This window comes from Streptomyces sp. NPDC042364, from assembly GCF_056437585.1.
The window spans coordinates 34,864-53,883 of the sequence record NZ_JBWKAJ010000008.1; the positions used below are offsets into that span (position 1 = coordinate 34,864).

General features: G+C 69.5%; 18 protein-coding genes. 7 read left to right on the plus strand and 11 right to left on the minus strand.

The features are described 5' to 3' along the window. Positions 1–17 precede the first annotated feature (17 nt). Positions 18–1,184: an HpcH/HpaI aldolase/citrate lyase family protein gene (locus AC067N_RS17930; RefSeq protein ID WP_478679845.1), complete on the minus strand. Its 1,167-nt coding sequence runs from the start codon at positions 1,182–1,184 to the stop codon at positions 18–20. Between the two features lie 191 nt (positions 1,185–1,375). On the opposite strand from AC067N_RS17930, the gene AC067N_RS17935 reads away from it, so the two are divergent. After that, a complete protein-coding gene (locus AC067N_RS17935; RefSeq protein WP_478679846.1) occupies positions 1,376–2,206 on the plus strand; it encodes a TerD family protein in 831 nt (276 codons plus the stop codon). Between the two features lie 35 nt (positions 2,207–2,241). On the opposite strand, the gene AC067N_RS17940 is transcribed toward AC067N_RS17935, so the two are convergent. The 6 genes from AC067N_RS17940 to AC067N_RS17965 all read right to left on the minus strand — a co-directional run bounded on the left by AC067N_RS17940 (position 2,242) and on the right by AC067N_RS17965 (position 6,920). Further along, a complete protein-coding gene (locus AC067N_RS17940; protein ID WP_478679847.1) occupies positions 2,242–2,979 on the minus strand; it encodes a TerD family protein in 738 nt (245 codons plus the stop codon). A 167-nt stretch (positions 2,980–3,146) separates the two neighbouring features. Continuing rightward, a complete protein-coding gene (locus AC067N_RS17945) occupies positions 3,147–4,289 on the minus strand; it encodes a DUF475 domain-containing protein (protein WP_478679848.1) in 1,143 nt (380 codons plus the stop codon). Positions 4,290–4,439: 150 nt separating this feature from the next. Further along, entirely contained in the window at positions 4,440–5,015 is a 576-nt protein-coding gene (locus AC067N_RS17950; protein WP_478679849.1) for a TerD family protein, read from the minus strand. 127 nt (positions 5,016–5,142) lie between these two features. After that, the gene (locus AC067N_RS17955) at positions 5,143–5,718 is read right to left on the minus strand and encodes a TerD family protein (RefSeq protein ID WP_468075656.1); all 576 of its coding nucleotides are present in this window, start codon (positions 5,716–5,718) and stop codon (positions 5,143–5,145) included. 113 nt (positions 5,719–5,831) lie between these two features. Then, positions 5,832–6,290: a peroxiredoxin gene (locus tag AC067N_RS17960; protein WP_468075654.1), complete on the minus strand. Its 459-nt coding sequence runs from the start codon at positions 6,288–6,290 to the stop codon at positions 5,832–5,834. Between the two features lie 189 nt (positions 6,291–6,479). Continuing rightward, positions 6,480–6,920 (minus strand): DUF3052 domain-containing protein, encoded by a 441-nt coding sequence (locus AC067N_RS17965; RefSeq protein WP_055520217.1) that lies wholly within the window; start codon positions 6,918–6,920, stop codon positions 6,480–6,482. Between the two features lie 402 nt (positions 6,921–7,322). Between AC067N_RS17965 and aceE the strand changes: the two genes are divergently transcribed. Both aceE and AC067N_RS17975 read left to right on the plus strand, forming a co-directional pair. Next, positions 7,323–10,070, plus strand: a complete 2,748-nt coding sequence (aceE, locus tag AC067N_RS17970; protein ID WP_478679850.1) for a pyruvate dehydrogenase (acetyl-transferring), homodimeric type — start codon at positions 7,323–7,325, stop codon at positions 10,068–10,070. A gap of 157 nt (positions 10,071–10,227) precedes the next feature. Next, the gene (locus AC067N_RS17975) at positions 10,228–10,983 is read left to right on the plus strand and encodes a potassium channel family protein (protein ID WP_478679851.1); all 756 of its coding nucleotides are present in this window, start codon (positions 10,228–10,230) and stop codon (positions 10,981–10,983) included. Positions 10,984–11,297: 314 nt separating this feature from the next. Here the strand turns inward: AC067N_RS17975 and AC067N_RS17980 are convergent, their stop codons facing one another. Together AC067N_RS17980 and AC067N_RS17985 are read right to left on the minus strand one after the other, a co-directional pair. Beyond that, positions 11,298–11,603, minus strand: coding sequence for a small hydrophobic protein (locus AC067N_RS17980; RefSeq protein WP_478679852.1), 306 nt, complete (start codon positions 11,601–11,603; stop codon positions 11,298–11,300). A 220-nt stretch (positions 11,604–11,823) separates the two neighbouring features. Continuing rightward, entirely contained in the window at positions 11,824–13,449 is a 1,626-nt protein-coding gene (locus AC067N_RS17985; RefSeq protein WP_478679853.1) for an MFS transporter, read from the minus strand. 101 nt (positions 13,450–13,550) lie between these two features. Here AC067N_RS17985 and AC067N_RS17990 point away from each other — a divergent pair, with 101 nt between their 5' ends. The 3 genes from AC067N_RS17990 to AC067N_RS18000 all read left to right on the plus strand — a co-directional run bounded on the left by AC067N_RS17990 (position 13,551) and on the right by AC067N_RS18000 (position 16,474). Beyond that, a complete protein-coding gene (locus tag AC067N_RS17990; protein ID WP_478679854.1) occupies positions 13,551–14,204 on the plus strand; it encodes a TetR family transcriptional regulator in 654 nt (217 codons plus the stop codon). Between the two features lie 124 nt (positions 14,205–14,328). After that, the gene (locus AC067N_RS17995) at positions 14,329–15,537 is read left to right on the plus strand and encodes an alpha/beta hydrolase (RefSeq protein WP_478679855.1); all 1,209 of its coding nucleotides are present in this window, start codon (positions 14,329–14,331) and stop codon (positions 15,535–15,537) included. A gap of 76 nt (positions 15,538–15,613) precedes the next feature. Further along, positions 15,614–16,474: a DUF4429 domain-containing protein gene (locus AC067N_RS18000; RefSeq protein WP_478679856.1), complete on the plus strand. Its 861-nt coding sequence runs from the start codon at positions 15,614–15,616 to the stop codon at positions 16,472–16,474. Positions 16,475–16,482: 8 nt separating this feature from the next. On the opposite strand, the gene AC067N_RS18005 is transcribed toward AC067N_RS18000, so the two are convergent. After that, positions 16,483–17,532: an aldo/keto reductase gene (locus AC067N_RS18005; protein WP_478679857.1), complete on the minus strand. Its 1,050-nt coding sequence runs from the start codon at positions 17,530–17,532 to the stop codon at positions 16,483–16,485. Further along, the gene (locus tag AC067N_RS18010) at positions 17,529–18,005 is read right to left on the minus strand and encodes a MerR family transcriptional regulator (RefSeq protein WP_478679858.1); all 477 of its coding nucleotides are present in this window, start codon (positions 18,003–18,005) and stop codon (positions 17,529–17,531) included. The genes AC067N_RS18005 and AC067N_RS18010 overlap by 4 nt, the downstream gene beginning before the upstream one ends. A 138-nt stretch (positions 18,006–18,143) precedes the next feature. On the opposite strand from AC067N_RS18010, the gene AC067N_RS18015 reads away from it, so the two are divergent. Then, positions 18,144–18,965 carry a serine hydrolase domain-containing protein gene (locus AC067N_RS18015; RefSeq protein ID WP_478679859.1) on the plus strand — a complete coding sequence of 274 codons (822 nt, stop codon included), beginning with the start codon at positions 18,144–18,146 and terminating at the stop codon, positions 18,963–18,965. The last annotated feature ends 55 nt before the right edge of the window (positions 18,966–19,020 follow it).

Genomic DNA, 19,020 nt, shown 5'->3' on the forward strand with positions numbered 1-19,020 from the left:
GCGGGCGGCGCGGCTCCTCAGTCGGGCAGTCCCGCGGCCAGCAGGTCCACGAAGCCGATGTCCTCGTTGGCCACACCGAAGACCTCGGCCCGCTGCAGAACCCTTTCAGCCCAGGCCCGGTGCGGCTTGACCTCGTTCATCTTGTTCCGGGAGGCGGAGCGCAGGACGCCGCCGCCGCCCCGCTCGGGGCGCAGGATGTCCTGGGCGTCGCCGTACTCCTCGTGGCTGACCACGGACAGCGCGTGCACGGGCAGCACATGCGAGGGGTGGATGCAGGTCTTGCCGAGCAGGCCGTTGGCCTGGTCGAGGGAGATCTCGCGCAGCAGTCCGTCCAGGGCGTGCTCTATCAGTGTCTCGCGCAGCCGCCCGGCCCGGTTCTCCAGGAACGGGCTGGTGCGCAGCTGCGGCTTGAACATGCGCTCCTGGACCCGGAAGTACTCCCACACGGGTCCCGTCACCGTGAACCCGGTGCCGTCCGCCCGCCCCAGCACGTTCACCACGTCCGCGATCACGGAGGCGACGATCTGGACGTCGTACGCGGTCATGTCCGGTGCCCGGCGCAGCGCGTACGAGGAGCAGAAGTCGGTGACGCCGAGGCGCAGGGCGAGGACCCGGTCGCGGTACTTGTCGACGGTGTGGGCGATGCCCTGGAGGGCCTCTACGCGCGTCTCGCGGTACATCAGCTCGGGCGATTCCAGCACGGGCATCGCGAACAGCCGCCGCCCGCTCGCGGCCTCGGCGGCGGTCAGCGCCTCCAGGAAGGCGATGCCGCGCTCCTCGGTGAACTTGGGCAGTACGAATCCGGACAGCAGCCGTACGTCCGGGCCGAGCCGCCGTACGAGGTCGGGTATCTGCTCGGGGAAGCGGACCCGGACGAACAGCAGGGGCAGCTCGGCGTCGGGTCGCGCGGCGAGGTCGGCGAACTGCCGGACCAGGTTCTCCTCGGCGCCCACGACCTCGGCGTCGTCGATGGAGTCCTCCAGGCACAGCACCATGGACACCACACCGCGCCCGGCCTGCTTGACGATGTCGTCGGCCAGCCGTTCGCGGGTCGCCGGGCTGTAGAGCGTGGCGCCGAGGGCGGCGGCGAGCACGCGGGCCGGCGAGTCGGCGGTGAAGACGCCCGGCTCGCGGAAGAAGAGACGCTGACGCTCCTCAGGGGCGATGTGCCCGAAGTGACGCATGGTGATCCCCCGTGGCTGCTGGGCGGCCGGTCAAGAAGGTGGCCGGTAATAGTACGTACAAATGTGTGTCTTCAGTTCCCTCCGGACGTGAAGTTCCGGTAACCCGGCCATGTCGTCCGCTCGACGACCCGACCGGCCCGTCATCGCCCCCGCGTTGTCGTGGTCAGGACCGAGAGGGCAGGATGAACGCCATGACGCACGCGATGCTGAAGGGGTCGAACGTCCCGATCGAAGCCACGGCGGTCCGCGCCGTGCTGCGCTGGGCACCCGGACAGGGTGCCCCGGAAGTCGACGCCTCGGCGCTGCTCCTCGGCCCCGACGGACGGGTACGGTCCGACGAGGACTTCGTGTTCTACAACCAGCCACGCCATCCCTCGGGCAAGGTGTGGCGGCTCGGCAAGAAGCGCGTCGCCGAGGGTCTCACGGACACCATCCAGACCGATCTGGCCGGTGTCGAGTCCGCCGTCGGCCAGATTCTCCTCGTGGCCTCCGCCGACGACGTCACGTTCGACCGCGTACGTTCCCTGCGCATCCTGCTGTACGACGCCACGGTCTCCGACGCGGAACCGCTGGCGTACTTCGACATCAAGCCGGAGACCGGCGAGGAGACCGCCCTCATCTGCGGCGAGCTCTACCGCCGGGGCGGCGGCTGGAAGTTCCGCGCCCTCGGCGAGGGGTACACCAACGGCCTCCAGGGCCTCGCCACCGACTTCGGCATCTCGGTCGACGAGTCGGAGGCGGCGGCCGCCGCGGCGAACCAGACGGCCACGGCCCAGCCCCCGGCACCGGAGGTCTCGGCCCCGCTCCCCCCGGAGCAGCCGACCACCGGAGTGCCGTCACAGCCCGCGTACGGCTACCCCCCGGCGGCGGCCCCGACCCAGCCCGCCTACGGCTACCCGCACACCCAGCAGGCTCCCGCGACCGCCGGCGCCCCGGCCTACGGCTACCCGCAGCCCACGGGGGCGGGCCTGGACCCAGACTTCCGGCTGCCTCCGCAGGGCCCGCAGTTCGTCGGCCGGTGACCGCCGGTGCCCCGTGAGGGGCGCCGGGGCCCGGGTCAGCGCTCGGCCTTGGTCTTGAAGCCGCGCCCCCACTGCAGGCCCCACCCGTACAAGCGGTCGAGCTCCGCCTGGAACCCGTAGACGAACTTCACCTCACGGCGCACGATGATCTCCCCCTTGACGTTCTCGATCATCACCACCGCGCACGAACGGGCCTGCGGATGGCGCTCGTCGAGTCCGATCTCGATCCGGGGCCCGTTGCTCGGGTACAGCGTCACGACGGCGTGCGTACGGTCGAACGCCGGCGTCTGGTCGTAGATGTAGACGAAGACGAGCATCCGCTTGAAGTCGTCCCGGTGGTCCAGGTTGATGTACATGGTCTCGCCGGAACCCGACCCGAACCGGTCGTCGCCGCTGAGCCGCATGTACGGCGGGTCGTTGATGTCCCCGAGGAAGCCGCCCAGCGGCTGCACGACCCCCTTCGTCCCGTCCGCCAGTTCGTACAGGCAGCCGAGGTCGAGGTCGACGTTGACCATGCTCTGGCTGTGCGCCACCACCTCCTCCGGCTTGAGCGCCCTGAAGGGGTGCCGGAGCACGCTCTGCCGCCTGGGTCCGCCGATGTCGGAGGTCCGCATCCGCCAGGACAGGTTGACGCGCAGATGGCCGGTGGCGGCGCCCTGCTTGCTGAGGGACACCTTCTGGTGCCGTTTGGTCAGCTCGATCGCGTTGGTCGCCGCGTTGCCCGCGTCGAACTCCGAGGGCCGCCCGCGCCAGAGGTTGTCCAGGAAACTCATGCCCGCCCCACAACTGCCGTGTCGTCGCGTCAACCACCAGCGGGGCGGCCGACGAGGACGAGTCCTCGTCGGCCGCCCCGCTCAGAGCGTTCCCTCACCCGGAGGGCAGTCACACTCCGGAACCGGTCACACCGGTCCCGGCCTCCGGGTCGGCACCGGGCCACGGGTCAGACCCCGGACGAGACCTCCTCCTTGGAGGCCTCAGCTTTTCCCTCCGCGGCCGCCAGCGCCTTGTTGCGGCGCACCGAGGACCAGAAGGACCAGCCGATCAGGACGACGCCGATGAGACCGGTGATGATCTCGTTGATCTCGTACTGGATGGTGATGAGCAGGATCGCGGCGAGGGCGCCGATCGCGTAGTGCGCGCCGTGCTCCAGGTAGACGTAGTCGTCGAGAGTGCCCTGGCGGACCAGGTAGACGGTGAGCGACCGGACGTACATCGCGCCGATGCCCAGACCGAGGGCCATCAGGACGATGTCGTTGGTGATGGCGAACGCGCCGATCACGCCGTCGAAGGAGAAGGACGCGTCCAGGACCTCCAGGTAGAGGAACATGAAGAACGCGGCCTTGCCGGCGAGGGCGACGGCCGAACGCGGCTTGCCGGCGCGCTCCGCCGCCTCCTCCTCCTCGTGCTCGCGCTCCTCCGCCTCCTCCAGCCGGTTCTCGAAGAAGCTCGAGAGACCGCCGACGACGAGATAGGTGATGAGGCCCGCGAGACCGGAGATCAGAACGGTCTGCGCCTTGTCCACATGGGTGCCGCCGTGCTGGTGGGCGTGGGTCGCGAAGGTCATCGAGGTGATCAGCAGGACGATCATCGCGATGCAGGCGGACAGCATGTCGATCTTGCCCAGCTTGGACAGCGGGCGCTCCAGCCAACCGAGCCACTTGATGTCCCGGTCCTCGAAGATGAAGTCGAGGAAGATCATCAGCAGGAACATACCGCCGAAGGCCGCGATCGACGGGTGGGCGTCGGTCACGTACTGCTGGTACTGGTCCTTGTCGGTGAGCGCCAGGTCGACGGCCTCGATCGGACCCAGCTTCGCGCTGACCGCGACGATCACGACGGGGAAGATCAGACGCATGCCGAACACGGCGATGAGGATGCCGATGGTGAGGAAGATCTTCTGCCAGAAGGCATTCATCTTCTTCAGGATCCCGGCGTTGACCACCGCGTTGTCGAAGGACAGCGAGATCTCCAGGACGGAAAGGATCGCGACGACGCCGAAGGCCGCCCATCCGCCGTAGAGAACCGCTGCGACCAAGCCGAGCGCGGTGACCGCGAACGACCAGCCGAAGGTTTTCAGAACCACTGGCTACCCAATCGTGTGTGTACGGGGTTCCCCCGCGCCGCGCGCGGCTTTACCAAACATTGACTTCGATGCCGAAGTCTAGTCGGGCGCCCCTCGTCCCCCACCAGGCCCCAGGTTTTGCGCATATAGCGCGGCCCTTCCCGAAGGGCACTAGGACACATTGACCCCGAAATCCAGGGCAATACCACGCAGACCCGACGCGTACCCCTGTCCGACCGCGCGGAACTTCCATTCCCCGCCGTAGCGGTAGACCTCACCGAAGATCATCGCGGTTTCGGTGGAGGCGTCCTCCGAGAGGTCGTAACGGGCCAGCTCCTGGCCGTCGAGCTGGTTGACGACACGGATGAAGGCGTTGCTGACCTGTCCGAAGGACTGGCCGCGGTTGTCCGCGTCATGGATGGAGACCGGGAACACGATCTTGTCGACGGTGGCGGGCACTCTGGAGAGGTCGATGATGATCGACTCGTCGTCTCCGTCCCCCTCACCGGTGAGGTTGTCACCGGTGTGCTCCACCGAGCCGTCGGGGCTCTTCAGGTTGTTGTAGAAGACGAACCACTCGTCCCCCAGCACCCGGCCCCCCTGGCACAGCAATGCGCTGGCGTCGAGGTCGAAAGGGGCTCCGGTGGTGGTCCGGACGTCCCAGCCGAGCCCGACCATCACCTGAGTGAGGTTCGGCGCGGCCTTGGAGAGGGAGACATTGCCTCCCTTGGCGAGCGTGACGCCCATGGTGCTGGTCCTCCCCGATGTCGAGCTTCGCAGTTGTTCAGTTGTGGTGGCACGAGCGCGTCCGGCGCCGCGGTCGATGAGGACAGCGGCGCCGGACGGTCGAGCCGGGTGGTTCTTCCCCGGTGGCTCAGACGTTCACACCGAAGTCCTGGGCGATACCGCGCAGACCCGAGGCGTACCCCTGGCCGATGGCGCGGAACTTCCACTCGGCGCCGTGCCGGTACAGCTCGCCGAAGACCATGGCGGTCTCCGTCGAGGCGTCCTCGGAGAGGTCGTAACGGGCGATCTCGGCGCCGCCGGCCTGGTTCACCACGCGGATGAACGCGTTGCGCACCTGGCCGAAGGACTGCTGGCGGTTCTCGGCGTCGTAGATGGAGACGGGGAAGACGATCTTCTCGATCTCCGCCGGGACGCCCGCGAGGTTGACCTTGATCTGCTCGTCGTCGCCCTCGCCCTCACCGGTGAGGTTGTCACCGGTGTGCTCCACGGAGCCGTCGGGGCTCTTGAGGTTGTTGAAGAAGACGAAGTTGGCGTCGGTGCCGACCTTGCCCGACGAGTCCAGCAGCAGTGCGCTGGCGTCCAGGTCGAAGTCGGTGCCGGTCGTGGTGCGGACGTCCCACCCCAGACCGACGATGACCGCGGTCAGGCCCGGGGCCTCCTTGGTCAGCGATACGTTGCCGCCCTTGCTGAGGCTGACTCCCACGAAGTCCTCCCATAGATGTCAGGGGCGGGGAGCCCCGTCGTGCGTTGGTATCGGATCAACGTGTCGATCCTAGTGAGGGGTTCCCGAGAACCGCAGGGCTTGGAGCCGAAGAATCACAGGGTGTCGAGCGCGGCGACGTACTCGTTCAGGTCACGGGCGTCCGGCAGGGCGTTGACGACCGTCCAGCGGACGACGCCCTCCTTGTCGATGATGAACGTCCCGCGCACCGCGCAGCCCTTGTCCGCGTCGAAGACGCCGTACGCGCGGGAGACCTCGCCGTGCGGCCAGAAGTCCGACAGCAGGGGGTACTCCAGCCGCTCCTGGTCGGCGAAGACCCGCAGGGTGTGGATGGAGTCGTTCGACACGGCCAGCAGCTGGACGTCGTCGTTGACGAACTTCGGCAGGTTGTCCCTCAGCTCGCACAGCTCGCCCGTGCACACCCCGGTGAAGGCGAACGGGTAGAAGAGCAGCACCACGTTCTTCTCACCGCGGAAGTCCGAGAGCTTCACCGTGGCGCCGTGGTTGTCCTTGAGCTCGAAGTCGGGTGCCTTGTCGCCGACCTGGATCGCCATGATTTCCTGCGTCCCTTCGTGGGGCTGTTCGGGTGGCCCAGCCTACGCAGGTGACCGGCCGGGAAAACGGAGCGCCCCCGGACGGGCCCTGTAGGGGCACCCGTCCAGGGGCGCGGGGAACTGCGCGACCGGCCGCGACGACGCCGCGGCCGCTTCGGCGCAGAACCCACCGAGCTCTCGGGCGAACCTCTATTTCTTGCCGGACTTCGCCGCCTTCGGCGTCACCAGACGGCTTCCGCTCCAGTCCTTGCCGACGCTGACGCTCTTCGACGCGGACAACCCCGCGGTCGTCGCGGCTTCCGAGATGTCACTGGGCTCCACATAGCCGTCCCGCCCGGTCTTGGGCGTCAGCAGCAGGATCGAGCCACCTTCCTCGATGTACGTGGTGGCGTCCACCAGCACATCCGTCAGGTCGCCGTCGTCGTCTCGGAACCACAGCACGACGGCATCGGCCACGTCGTCGTAGTCCTCGTCGACGAGATCGCTGCCGATGACTTCCTCGATGGACTCGCGGAGCTCCTGGTCGACATCGTCGTCGTAGCCGATCTCCTGGACCACCTGCTCGGGCTGGAACCCCAGCCTCGCGGCAGGGTTCGTCCGCTCCTCCGCGTGGTCCGCGGTCGCGCTCACGGGTTGCCTCCTGATCATGTTTCGGGTGGGGTCGCCCCCGGGGAATCAGCCACGCGCGTACGCGAAGCGTTGGCCGTAGTCCACACGTGCGGGACGGATCGCGCAAGTACCCAGCCTGCGAGACCGCCGAAACGGTGACGATCCGGGCCGTGTCACCGCAACTCCAGGCACCGATTCCCGGCTCCACGTGACGCACGCCACACCATTCTGTCCTGTTTGCGCATTCGGCAACCGTCCGGGAGTACGAGGGCCGCATGCTCTTCCTACTGTGACAGAGGGAGGTACCAGGTTGGTTACCTCTCGGTAGAGATGACGTTTGCGCCCCCGAGGTACACGATGGGGGGCGGTGCAGGCACCCATAAGGACCCATGAAGAGTGGCCCTCTGACAGCTAAGGAACAGCGTGGCTTCCGGATCCGATCGCAATCCGATCATCATTGGCGGCCTTCCGAGTCAGGTCCCTGACTTCGATCCCGAGGAGACCCAGGAGTGGCTCGACTCGCTCGACGCCGCCGTGGACCAGCGCGGGCGTGAGCGCGCGCGCTATCTGATGCTCAGGCTCATCGAGCGGGCCCGCGAGAAGCGCGTGGCCGTGCCCGAGATGCGCAGCACGGACTACGTCAACACCATCGCCACCAAGGACGAGCCGTTCTTCCCGGGCAACGAGGAGATCGAACGGAAGATCCTCAACGCCACGCGGTGGAACGCCGCCGTGATGGTGTCCAGGGCCCAGCGCCCGGGCATCGGCGTGGGTGGCCACATCGCGACCTTCGCATCGTCCGCCTCCCTCTACGACGTGGGCTTCAACCACTTCTTCCGGGGCAAGGACGAGGGCGACGGCGGCGACCAGATCTTCTTCCAGGGGCACGCCTCCCCGGGCATCTACGCCCGCGCGTTCCTGCTGGACCGGCTCGGCGAGCAGCAGCTCGACGCGTTCCGCCAGGAGAAGTCGAAGGCGCCGTACGGTCTGTCCAGCTACCCGCACCCGCGGCTGATGCCGGACTTCTGGGAGTTCCCGACCGTCTCCATGGGCCTCGGGCCGCTCGGCGCGATCTTCCAGGCGCGGATGAACCGCTACATGGAGGCGCGCGGGATCGCGGACACCTCCAAGTCCCACGTCTGGGCGTTCCTCGGCGACGGCGAGATGGACGAGCCGGAGTCGCTCGGCCAGCTCACGCTCGCCGCCCGTGAGGGCCTCGACAACCTGACCTTCGTCGTCAACTGCAACCTCCAGCGCCTCGACGGCCCGGTACGCGGCAACGGCAAGGTCATCCAGGAGCTGGAGTCGGTCTTCCGGGGCGCCGGCTGGAACGTGATCAAGCTGGTCTGGGACCGCACCTGGGACCCGCTGCTCGCCCAGGACCGCGACGGTGTGCTGGTCAACAAGATGAACACCACGCCGGACGGCCAGTTCCAGACGTACGCGACCGAGACCGGCGCGTACATCCGGGACCACTTCTTCGGCGGCGACCACCGGCTGCGCGCCATGGTCGAGAACATGACCGACGACCAGATCCTGCACCTGGGCCGCGGCGGCCACGACCACCGCAAGATCTACGCGGCGTACAAGGCCGCCCACGAGCACAAGGGCCAGCCGACGGTCATCCTGGCCAAGACCATCAAGGGCTGGACGCTGGGGCCGAACTTCGAGGGCCGCAACGCCACGCACCAGATGAAGAAGCTGACGGTCGCCGACCTCAAGGGCTTCCGCGACCGCCTGCACCTGCCGATCTCCGACAAGGAGCTGGAGAGCGGGCTTCCGCCGTACTACCACCCGGGGCGGAACTCCGAGGAGATCCAGTACATGCACGACCGCCGCAAGGGGCTCGGCGGTTATGTCCCCACGCGTGTGGTGCGCGCCAAGCCGCTGCCGCTGCCGGAGGACAAGACATACGCGAGTGTGAAGAAGGGCTCCGGCCAGCAGTCGATCGCCACCACCATGGCGTTTGTGCGACTGCTGAAGGACCTCATGCGGGACAAGGAGATCGGCAAGCGGTTCGTGCTGATCGCGCCCGACGAGTACCGCACCTTCGGCATGGACTCGTTCTTCCCGAGTGCGAAGATCTACAATCCGCTCGGGCAGCAGTACGAGGCGGTCGACCGTGATCTGCTGCTCGCGTACAAGGAGTCGCCGACCGGGCAGATGCTGCACGACGGCATCTCCGAGGCCGGCTGCACGGCGTCGCTGATCGCGGCCGGTTCGGCGTACGCGACGCACGGCGAGCCGCTGATCCCGGTCTACGTCTTCTACTCGATGTTCGGCTTCCAGCGCACCGGCGACCAGTTCTGGCAGATGGCCGACCAGCTGGCGCGCGGCTTCGTCCTGGGCGCGACCGCGGGGCGTACGACGCTGACCGGTGAGGGTCTGCAGCACGCGGACGGGCACTCGCAGCTGCTGGCGTCCACCAACCCGGGCTGTGTCGCGTACGACCCGGCGTTCGGCTACGAGATCGCGCACATCGTGAAGGACGGTCTGCGCCGGATGTACGGCGAGACCGCCGACGGCAGGCCGGGCGAGGACGTCTTCTACTACCTGACGGTCTACAACGAGCCGATCCAGCACCCGGCCGAGCCCGACGACGTGGACGTCGAGGGCATCATCAAGGGCATCCACCGCTTCAAGGCCGGCGAGTCGGGTGAGATCCCGGCACAGATCATCGCCTCCGGTGTCGCGGTGCCGTGGGCGGTCGAGGCGCAGCGGATCCTCGCCGCCGAGTGGAACGTCAGGGGGGACGTCTGGTCGGCGACCTCCTGGAACGAGCTGCGCCGCGAGGCGGTCGAGGTGGAGCGCCACAATCTGCTCCACCCCGAGGAGGAGCAGCAGGTCCCGTATGTGACCCGGAAGTTGAGCGGCTCGGAGGGGCCCTTCGTGGCCGTCTCCGACTGGATGCGGTCGGTTCCGGACCAGATCGCGCGGTGGGTGCCGGGTACGTACCAGTCGCTCGGCGCGGACGGCTTCGGCTTCGCGGACACGCGGGGCGCGGCGCGGCGCTACTTCCACATCGACGCCCAGTCGATCGTGGTCGCGGTGCTGACCGAGCTGGCGCGTGAGGGCAAGGTCGACCGCTCGGTCCTCAAGCAGGCGATCGACCGCTACCAGCTGCTGGACGTCTCCGCGGCCGACCCGGGGGCGGCGGGCGGCGACGCGTAGGCGCTGCCGCTGGGCGGGCCGGTGAGTCCTCACGCCCCTTCAGCGGCTCCGCCGCCGAGACGGGGCGCGGGCCGCGGGCGGCCCGGCTCGGATCGTGGTGTCAAGGGGTGGTGAACCGGTGGGTTCACCGCCCCTTCACGTTTCCTACGATGCGCTCATGAAGGAGCGAGTCACCTCGGCGCAGGTCCGGTGGGAACAGAAGACACAGCGGCCGCTGTTCGGGCTGGCCGCGGTGTTCGCCGTCGCGTACGCCGTGCCGATCGTCCGGCCGGACGCGAGCACGGAGGTGAGGTGGTGGTGCGAGGTCGCCGAGTGGGGTGTGTGGGCGTGCTTCGCGCTCGACTACGTGATACGCCTCGGGCTCGCCGAGCAGCGGTGGGAGTTCGTGCGGTCGCGGTGGCTGGACCTGTGCGCGGTGCTGCTGCCGATGATCCAGCCGCTGCGGCTGCTGCGACTGGTGGCGACGCTGCTGCTGGTCGGCCAGCGGGCGCGTATCGCCTCGCAGATACGGCTCACGACCTATGTCGGCGGGTCGGTGATCGGGCTGCTGATGTTCGGATCCCTGGCCGTGCTCTCGGTGGAACGGGAGTCGCCGAACGGGAACATCCACACGCTGGGTGACGCCGTGTGGTGGTCCTTCACGACGATGACGACCGTGGGGTACGGGGACCACGCGCCGACGACCGGGCTCGGGCGGGTGCTGGCCGTGGGGCTGATGCTGTCGGGGATCGCGCTGCTGGGTGTGGTGACGGCGAACATCGCGGCGTGGTTCATCGCGCGGTTCGAGAAGGACGACGCGGAGGAACGGCGGCAGACCGCGGCGATCGCGGAGCTGACCGAGGAGGTCCGGTTGCTGCGGGCGGAGGTCATGGAGCTGCGGTCGGCGCGACCGGTGCCGGAGCAGCGCGGCTGACTTGCGGGCCACGGGAGTGGTGGGGCCCTCGGCTTTTCAGCGCCGAGGGGTGCGGGGGTGCCTGTACGGGGGTGCCTGTACGGGGGCGGGTGCGGGAGCGTTGTGGCCGGTCGCGCAGTTCCCCGCGCCCCTGACCCCGCTGGCCTGACCGGAGACGAAAGAGGAACCCTCCGCCTTTCAACGCCGAAGGGCACGGGGGTCACAGGTCCCCGCGTCGCCGGCCCTGTCTTCCTCACGCAACTGGGAAAGGGGCCCTCGGCCTTCGGCGCCGAGGGCCCCTGTGGTCTTCCCTCACCCCAGCCGGGGTGTCCGGGTCAGAAGAGTCCGGCCCCGGGAGTGGCCGTGCCGGCCAGCCAGAGGACGGCCAGGAGGGTGTCTATGGCACCCAGAACCACCGCGATCAGGGCGGGGACGGGGCGGGCGCCGGACCAGGTACGGTTCATGGCCAGCCAGCCGCAGACGATCGCGACGGGGCCGAGGATGATCCCCAGGACGAAGAATCCCGCGATCGCGCAGATGACTCCGATGATGCCGAGGGTCGCGCGATCCGGCCCGGTCCGTGACCACGTCCGGCCACGTGAGCGAGGGTGCCTGCGCGAACTGTGTCCGAAACCCGCCATCGTCAACAACTCCCTGAACTTCGCCGTCAGTTCGGGTACGAAGTGGCGGGTACCCCCCGATGAGGGTTGAAACCGCGGAGGGTTGAAACGCGGAGTGTCGACAGGCGTGCCTGGGCGCGCCGCCCCTCCGGCGGCGCGCCGCGGATCCCCCGGCCCTCCGCCGTCCAGCACCCAGGCCACGCGGAGGACTTGACTTGCTGTGACCTGCGGCGCTCCGTCGTCAGATGTGCGCCGCCCCCGCGCCCGCCTCCGCGTTGTCGCCCCGCTTGGTCAGGAACGCGACCAGGACGGCGACGGCGGCCACACCGGCGGCGACGAGGGACGCCAGGCCCATGCCGGACATGAACGTGTCGTGCGCGACCGTGGCGATCTTCGCGGCGAACTCCGGTGGGGCGGTCGGGACGGCCGGAGCCACGCCGACCTGGACGGCCTCGGAGGCATGGTCGAACTGGGTGCCCGTGAGCGGCGGGAGACCGGCGTCGGCCCAGTTGCCGGGCAGGTCGCCGTCGACCTTGGAGGCCATCACGGCGCCCAGGACCGCCGTACCGAGGCTGCCGCCGATCTGCATCGCGGCCTGCTGGAGACCACCGGCGACACCGGACAGCTCCAGCGGCGCGTTGCCGACGATGACCTCGGTGGCGCCGACCATCACCGGGGCGAGGCCGAGGCCGAGGAGCGCGAACCAGAGGGACATCACGGCGCTGCCGGTGTCCGTCTCCAGGGTCGACATGCCGTACATGGCGATCGCGGTGAGGGCCATGCCGCCGGCCAGCGGGATACGTGGTCCGGCCTTGGTGATCAGCGCACCGGCCAGGGGCGAGCCGACGATCATCATGCCGGTGAGCGGCAGGAGGTGCAGGCCCGCGTCGACGGGGCTCATCCCGTGCACGTTCTGGAGGTAGAACGTCACGAAGAACAGGCCGCCCATGAACGCGATGGCCATCAGGACCATCAGGACCACACCCGCGGAGAGCGGCACCGAGCGGAAGAGGCCCAGCGGGATCAGGGGCTCCCCCACCTTCGTCTCCCAGAAGGCGAACAGGCCGAACCCGACCACGGACACGGCGATGAACGTCCAGGTCAGGGCGTCGCCCCAGCCCCACTCGGGAGCCTTGATGAGCGCCCAGACCAGGCAGAACATGGCTCCGGAGAGGAGGGCTATGCCGAGGACGTCGAAGGAGCGCGGGGCGTTCTCCGCGCGGTGGTCGAGCAGGATGGCCACGCCCAGGGCGACGGCGAGGACGCCGACGGGGACGTTGATCCAGAACACGGACTGCCAGCTGACGTTCTCGACCAGGAAGCCGCCGAGGATCGGGCCGCCCGCGGTGGAGGCGCCGATGACCATGCCCCAGATGCCGATCGCCATGTTGAGCTTCTCGGCGGGGAAGGTGGCCCGGAGCAGACCGAGCGCGGCCGGCATGAGCAGCGCGCCGAACAGGCCCTGGAAGACCCGGAACGTCACCACGAAGGCGACCGAGTCCGACAGGCCGATGGCACCGGAGGCGGCGGCGAACCCTACGACACCGATGAGGAAGGTCTGGCGGTGGCCGAAGCGGTCGCCCAGCTTGCCCGCGGTGATCAGGGTGACCGCCAGCGCGAGGAAGTACGCGTTGGTGATCCACTGGACCTCGGCGAAGCTCGCGTTGAGGTCGTCCGCGATGGCCGGGTTGGCGATGGCGACGATGGTGCCGTCGAGGGCGACCATCATGACGCCGACGGCCACGGTGAGGAGGGTGAACCAAGGGTGGCCGCGCAGGCCGCGCCCCTGGCCCGGTGCCGGGTCCGACGGGCCTGCCGGCGCCTGGTCCCCCGGTCCCGTCTTGTCGACAGTGGTCTGACTAGTCATGCGTGCGAGGCTAATGACAGCCACTGACAGTTGACAAACGAGTTCACAAGTCGGTAACTGTCACGTCACTCGGAGCACGGACCGGGTGGAGAAGAGGGTTCATGGAGACGGCGGCGACAGCGGGGCAGCGCCCGGGGCTGCGCGAGCGGAAGAAGCAGCGCACCCATGACGCGCTGCTGCGGGCCGCCCTGGAGCTGTTCACGACGCAGGGGTACGAGGCGACGACGGTCGACGAGATCGCCGAGGCCGTGGACGTCTCGCAGCGCACCTTCTTCCGCTACTTCGCCGGCAAGGAGGAGGCCGCCCTCGCGCTCATGGACCTCACCCAGGAGCGCTTCCTCGCGGCCCTGCGCGCCCGGCCCGCGCACGAGGCCCCGCTGGAGGCCCTGCGCAACGCCGTACTGGAGGGCTGGGACGCCATCGGTGAGGCCGTCGAGCAGATCGTCCCCGTCGACCTCTATCTACGGTGCTACGGCATGATCGAGTCGACGCCCGCGCTGCTCGCCGCGCATCTGCGCCGCTCGGAGGAGGTGGCCCGCGAGATCGAGGCGGTCGTCGCCGAGCGCGAGGGGCTCGATGTGCGCACCGATCCCCGGCCGCGGGTGGCGGTGGCGGTCTTCGTCGGGGTCATGCGCGTCACCGAGCGCATGTGGGCCATGGGCGGAGACCTCAGCATGGAGACGATGCGGGAACTGACCGCCGCTCATCTGGACGCCCTGAGGCCCTCCCTGGCAGACAAGTGGCGTATCGACTGAAACCCCCTCACAACGCCACCACCAGGACGTTCTTTGCGCAGTGCGGGGAACGGGCGCACTTGAAACGTGATTCCCCTCACTCGTTTAACGCGAGACCCTTCCGTTCTCCTAGTGTGTCCTTTCAGTGACTTCCTTCGACTCCTCCCCGCAACTGAACGTCTGGCGCGCACTGCCGGCGCTGGCCGTGGTGTTCGTCATGCTGGCGACCACCGGCTGGACGGCGATCCGCAGCCATCGAGGGGAGTCGCCGCTCCAGGCGTCGCTCTCCGCGTGGCGGCACGGACACCTCGACGGGCGTGAGCTGCCCGACGCCTCCTCGTCCCCGCACCGGCTGACCGCCTTCTTCGCCTCGCTCACCGAACGGCAGCAGCGGCGGCTCGCCCACCGCTACCCGCTCGCGGTCGGCAACATGAACGGCGCCCCCGTCGAACTGCGCTACCGGGCCAACCGCATCGCGCTCCGGCAGCAGAGCGAGCGCGAGCGGGCCCGTACGCGCGACGAGCGGCTCTCCGCGACCGGCCAGGACCAGGCGGGCCGGCGGATGCACCGCTTCGCCACGCTGGCCGGGAAGGACCGGCAGATCCTCGCCTTCGACCCCGGGGGCACCGGCCGGGTCGCGGAGGTCTTCGGCGACCTCGACCGGGCGGAGCGCGTCTCGGTCGTCGTCCCCGGCGTCGACACCGACATCCTCAGCTTCCAGCGCACCCACCGCAGGTACTCGGCGCCCGTCGGCATGGCCGAGGCGCTGTACCGGGCGGAGCGCACCGCGAGCCCCCGGACGCGTACGGCCGTGATCGCCTGGGCCGACTACACCGCGCCCGACGGCCTCGGGCTCGACTCGGCCACCGCGCTCCGCGCCGAGCAGGGCGCGGTCCGGCTGGACAAGCTGGTCAGGGCGCTGCCCGGGGGCTCCACCGTCGCCCTGGTGTGCCACAGCTACGGCTCGGTGGTGTGCGGGGTGGCGGCGCGCTCGCTGCCGTCGAGGGTGACCGACATCGCGGTCGCCGGCAGCCCCGGCATGCGGGCCGAGAAGGTCGCCACGCTGCGCACCTCGGCGCGGGTGTGGGCCATGCGGGACGCCGACGACTGGGTCCAGGACGTGCCGTACCTGGAGGTCGGCGGGCTCGGCCACGGAACCGACCCGATGTCGGCGGAGTTCGGGGCGCGCCTGCTGTCGGCGTCCAACGCCGAGGGACACAGCGGCTACTTCGAGCCCGGGACCGTGAGCCTGTACAACTTCGCGGAGATCGGGATCGGCGCGTACCACTTGGTGGAGTGCGCGCGGAAGAACGAGGGGTGCCGGGCGGGTCTGCCGGACACCGCTGCGGCCTGACGCGCGTAGAGGCCGCGAAAAGTGCGGTTCGCCATGGGTGGGGACTTCGCCGCGTCGCCCGCATACGATGAGCCGCATGGGTGACGTACTGGCCGGATTTCATGCCGCCTGGGAGTTCGAGTCCGACTCCGTGCTCATCCGCTTCGAACGGGGGATCCGTACGCCGAAGCTGTTCCAGGCGCTCGGCGAGCGGCGCGTCCCCCTGGAGGCGATCGCGGGGGTGACGCTGACACCGGGGAAGCGGGGCACGGTCGTCCTGCGTGCCGTGCCGCGGCCGGGCGCCGACCCGCTGATGGAGGCGGCTGCGGATCAGCTCAGGGAGGGCTCCGATCCGTACCGGCTGGTGCTGCCGGCCGAGCGGGACGCCCTCGCGGAGTACTACGCCGACGAACTGCGGGCGCGGCTGACCGAGTCGGGCCCGGCGGAGCGGTTCCTGGTGGCGGCGCCCGAGGTGCCGTTGCAGTTCAAGGCATACGACGGCAAGGCCACGTTCGACGGGCGGTCGGTGTCGTTCCGGTGGTCCTGGACGGGGGCGTCGTCGGCGAAGTGGAAGGCCGGCGACCAGAGTTTCCCCGTACACGACCTGAGCGGGGTCGAGTGGCGGTCGCCGGAACTGTTCGAGGGGTATCTGCGGCTGCTGCGGCGCGGGGGCGCGGAGCAGCCGTCGGCGCCACGGGTTCAGCCGGACCAGGATCCGGCCGCGGTCGTGTTCGGGCTGGGGTACGGGCCGGTGCACGAGTCGCTGCCGTTCGCGGCGGCCGTGCTCGCGGCGGTGCGGGGAGCCCGGCCCGGGGAGGCGCTGCCCGCGGGGGCGCCGCGCCGGGATCCGGCCGACATCGCCGACCGGATCCGGCATCTGGGCGAGTTGCACCGGGCGGGGCTGGTGACGGACGAGGAGTTCAGCGTGAAGAAGGCGGAACTCCTGGCGGAGCTGTGAGGCCCGGGTTACTCCCTGCCTGCCGACGTGAACCTCATGTCCGCGTACCTGTCCCCCGCGACCCTGGCCGCTATCGGCTCCAGCAGGGCCAGGTCCGCCTCGGTCAGGGCGAGCCTGGTGGCCGCGGCGTTCTCCTCGACCCGGCCGGGCCTGCGGGTACCCGGGATGGGGATCACCGGGAGGTTGTGCACGGACGCCTGGTGGTGGACCCACGCGAGGGCCACCTGGCCTGCGGAGGCACCGTGCGACTCGGCGACCTTGCGGATCGGGTCCAGCAGCGCCGCGTTCGCGAGGGCGTTGTCGCCGGTGAAACGGGGCTGCTGGCGGCGGAAGTCGTCCGGGCTGAGCTCCTCGGCCTTGGCGAAGGAACCGGTGAGGAAGCCCCGGCCCAGCGGGGAGTACGCCACGAGCGCCACGTCGAGTTCACGGGCCGCGGGGACCACGGCGGCCTCGATGTCCCTGCTGAAGAGGGACCACTCGGACTGGAGGGCGGCGATGGGGTGCACGGCGTGGGCGGCGCGGAGTTCACCGGCCGTGACCTCGCTGAGGCCCAGGTGCCTCACCTTTCCCTCGCGGACCAGCTCGGCCATGACGCCGACGGTCTCCTCGATGGGGACGCTCACGTCCCGGCGGTGCATGTAGTAGAGGTCGATCACCTCGACGTCGAGCCGGCGCAGGCTGCCCTCGACGGACTCGCGGATGTGCGGGGCGTCATTGCGGATGATCCGCTTAGTCGGGTCGTCCGGGTGCACCGCCAGGCCGAACTTCGTGGCGATGACGACGTCGTCGCGGTGCGCCCTGACGAACGGGGAGAGGAACCGCTCGTTCTCCCCCGCGCCATAGGCGTGGGCCGTGTCGTAGAGGGTGACACCCAGTTCCAGCGCCCGCTCCAGGGTGGCACGGGACTCCGCCGCGTCCGAGGGGCCGTAAGCGAAGCTCATGCCCATGCAGCCGAGGCCCTGTACGCCGACCTCGGGTCCGTTCGCTCCCAGTCGTGCCTTCGATATCGCACCGTTCGAGCCGTTCACGCCGTTCGAGCCGTTCACGCCGTTCGTCATGAAGCCCTCTCCGACGCCAGGGCCTGCCCGGCGTCCGCATAGAAATTGATCTTCCGGTCGAGCACGGCCAGGGTGTCCTGGAGCTCGGCGATCCGGGACAGGACGTCGTCCCGGGTCGACTTGAGCAGGTCGAAGCGCTCGGCGTAGGTGTGGTCGCCCTCGCGCACCAGTTCCGCGTACCGGACCATGTCGGCGACCGGCATCCCGGTGAGCCGGAGCTTGCCGACGAGGTCGAGCCAGTCGAGGTCGCGGTTGCGGTAGCGGCGCTGGCCGGTGTGCGAACGGTCGATGTGCGGCATCAGCCCGATCCGCTCGTACCAGCGCAGGGTGTGCGCCGTCAGGCCGGTGAGGGTGACGACCTCGCTGATCGTGTACTTGTCCTGCCCGTCGGGCCGCCGGGGCTTGCGCGGCGGTCCGGCACAACTGTCGGTACTGGCAGTACTGGCGGTACTCGTGGTCTCCATCACCGTCATGTCCTCCACGCTAAAACCCTGGAGTGCGCTCCAAGCAAGCGAACAGTGAGAAACCACGAGGACGTGACGTGATCCCGACGGTCGGCGGGCGGGACCCCTCGGTGCATCTGCCCCTCCTCCCCGCATAGGCTCATCCGCATGTCCCTGCAGAGCCTCTCCCTGATCGAGAACTGGCCGGTCCCCACGGCCGCCGCGGCCGTCGTGAGGGCGGACGGCACCGTCCTCGGGTCGCACGGCCCCACCGGGCACCGTTTCCCGCTGGCCTCGGTCACCAAGCCACTCGCCGCGTACGCGGTGCTCGTCGCGTACGAGGAGGGGGCCATCGAGCTGGACGAACCGGCCGGACCGGCCGGGGCGACCGTACGGCATCTGCTGGCGCACACCTCGGGGCTGGCCTTCGACGAGCACCGGGCGATGTCGGCGCCCGGGGAGCGGCGGCTGTACTCCAACGCCGGGTTCGAGGTGCTCGGGGACCATGTGGCGAAGGCGACCGACATCCCGTTCGCCGAGTACCTGCGGCAGGCGGTCCTCGAACCGCTGGGGATGACCGCCACCACGCTCGACGGGTCACCGGCGAAGGACGGCGTCTCCACCGTCGACGACCTCGTACGGTTCGCCGCCGAGGTGCAGGCGCCCCGGCTGCTCGACCCGCGGACGGTCGCCGAGGCGATGACCGTGCAGTACCCCGGCACCAAGGGCGTACTGCCGGGCTACGGGCACCAGAACCCCAACGACTGGGGGCTCGGTTTCGAGATCCGGGACTCCAAGTCGCCGCACTGGACCGGGACGACGTCGTCGCCGGGAACCTTCGGGCACTTCGGCCAGTCGGGCACGTTCCTGTGGATCGACCCGGCGGCCGGGCTGGCCTGTGTCGCGCTGACGGACCGGGCGTTCGGGCCGTGGGCGATCGAGGCGTGGACGCCGTTCACGGACGCGGTGCTCACGGAGTCGCGGGGCTGAGGCATTTCACCCACCGGCGGACCGAGTGCGTGATTCACGCCACCCGGGCGGCACT

Bases quoted from the DNA above. Each gene is read 5' to 3' on its own strand.
- AC067N_RS17930 (WP_478679845.1), bottom strand. From the start codon at position 1,184: ATGCGTCACTTCGGGCACATCGCCCCTGAGGAGCGTCAGCGTCTCTTC.
- AC067N_RS17935 (WP_478679846.1), top strand. From the start codon at position 1,376: ATGACGCACGCGATGCTGAAGGGGTCGAACGTCCCGATCGAAGCCACG.
- AC067N_RS17940 (WP_478679847.1), bottom strand. From the start codon at position 2,979: ATGAGTTTCCTGGACAACCTCTGGCGCGGGCGGCCCTCGGAGTTCGAC.
- AC067N_RS17950 (WP_478679849.1), bottom strand. From the start codon at position 5,015: ATGGGCGTCACGCTCGCCAAGGGAGGCAATGTCTCCCTCTCCAAGGCC.
- AC067N_RS17960 (WP_468075654.1), bottom strand. From the start codon at position 6,290: ATGGCGATCCAGGTCGGCGACAAGGCACCCGACTTCGAGCTCAAGGAC.
- AC067N_RS17975 (WP_478679851.1), top strand. From the start codon at position 10,228: ATGAAGGAGCGAGTCACCTCGGCGCAGGTCCGGTGGGAACAGAAGACA.
- AC067N_RS17980 (WP_478679852.1), bottom strand. From the start codon at position 11,603: ATGGCGGGTTTCGGACACAGTTCGCGCAGGCACCCTCGCTCACGTGGC.
- AC067N_RS17985 (WP_478679853.1), bottom strand. From the start codon at position 13,449: ATGACTAGTCAGACCACTGTCGACAAGACGGGACCGGGGGACCAGGCG.
- AC067N_RS17990 (WP_478679854.1), top strand. From the start codon at position 13,551: ATGGAGACGGCGGCGACAGCGGGGCAGCGCCCGGGGCTGCGCGAGCGG.
- AC067N_RS18000 (WP_478679856.1), top strand. From the start codon at position 15,614: ATGGGTGACGTACTGGCCGGATTTCATGCCGCCTGGGAGTTCGAGTCC.
- AC067N_RS18005 (WP_478679857.1), bottom strand. From the start codon at position 17,532: ATGACGAACGGCGTGAACGGCTCGAACGGCGTGAACGGCTCGAACGGT.
- AC067N_RS18010 (WP_478679858.1), bottom strand. From the start codon at position 18,005: ATGACGGTGATGGAGACCACGAGTACCGCCAGTACTGCCAGTACCGAC.
- AC067N_RS18015 (WP_478679859.1), top strand. From the start codon at position 18,144: ATGTCCCTGCAGAGCCTCTCCCTGATCGAGAACTGGCCGGTCCCCACG.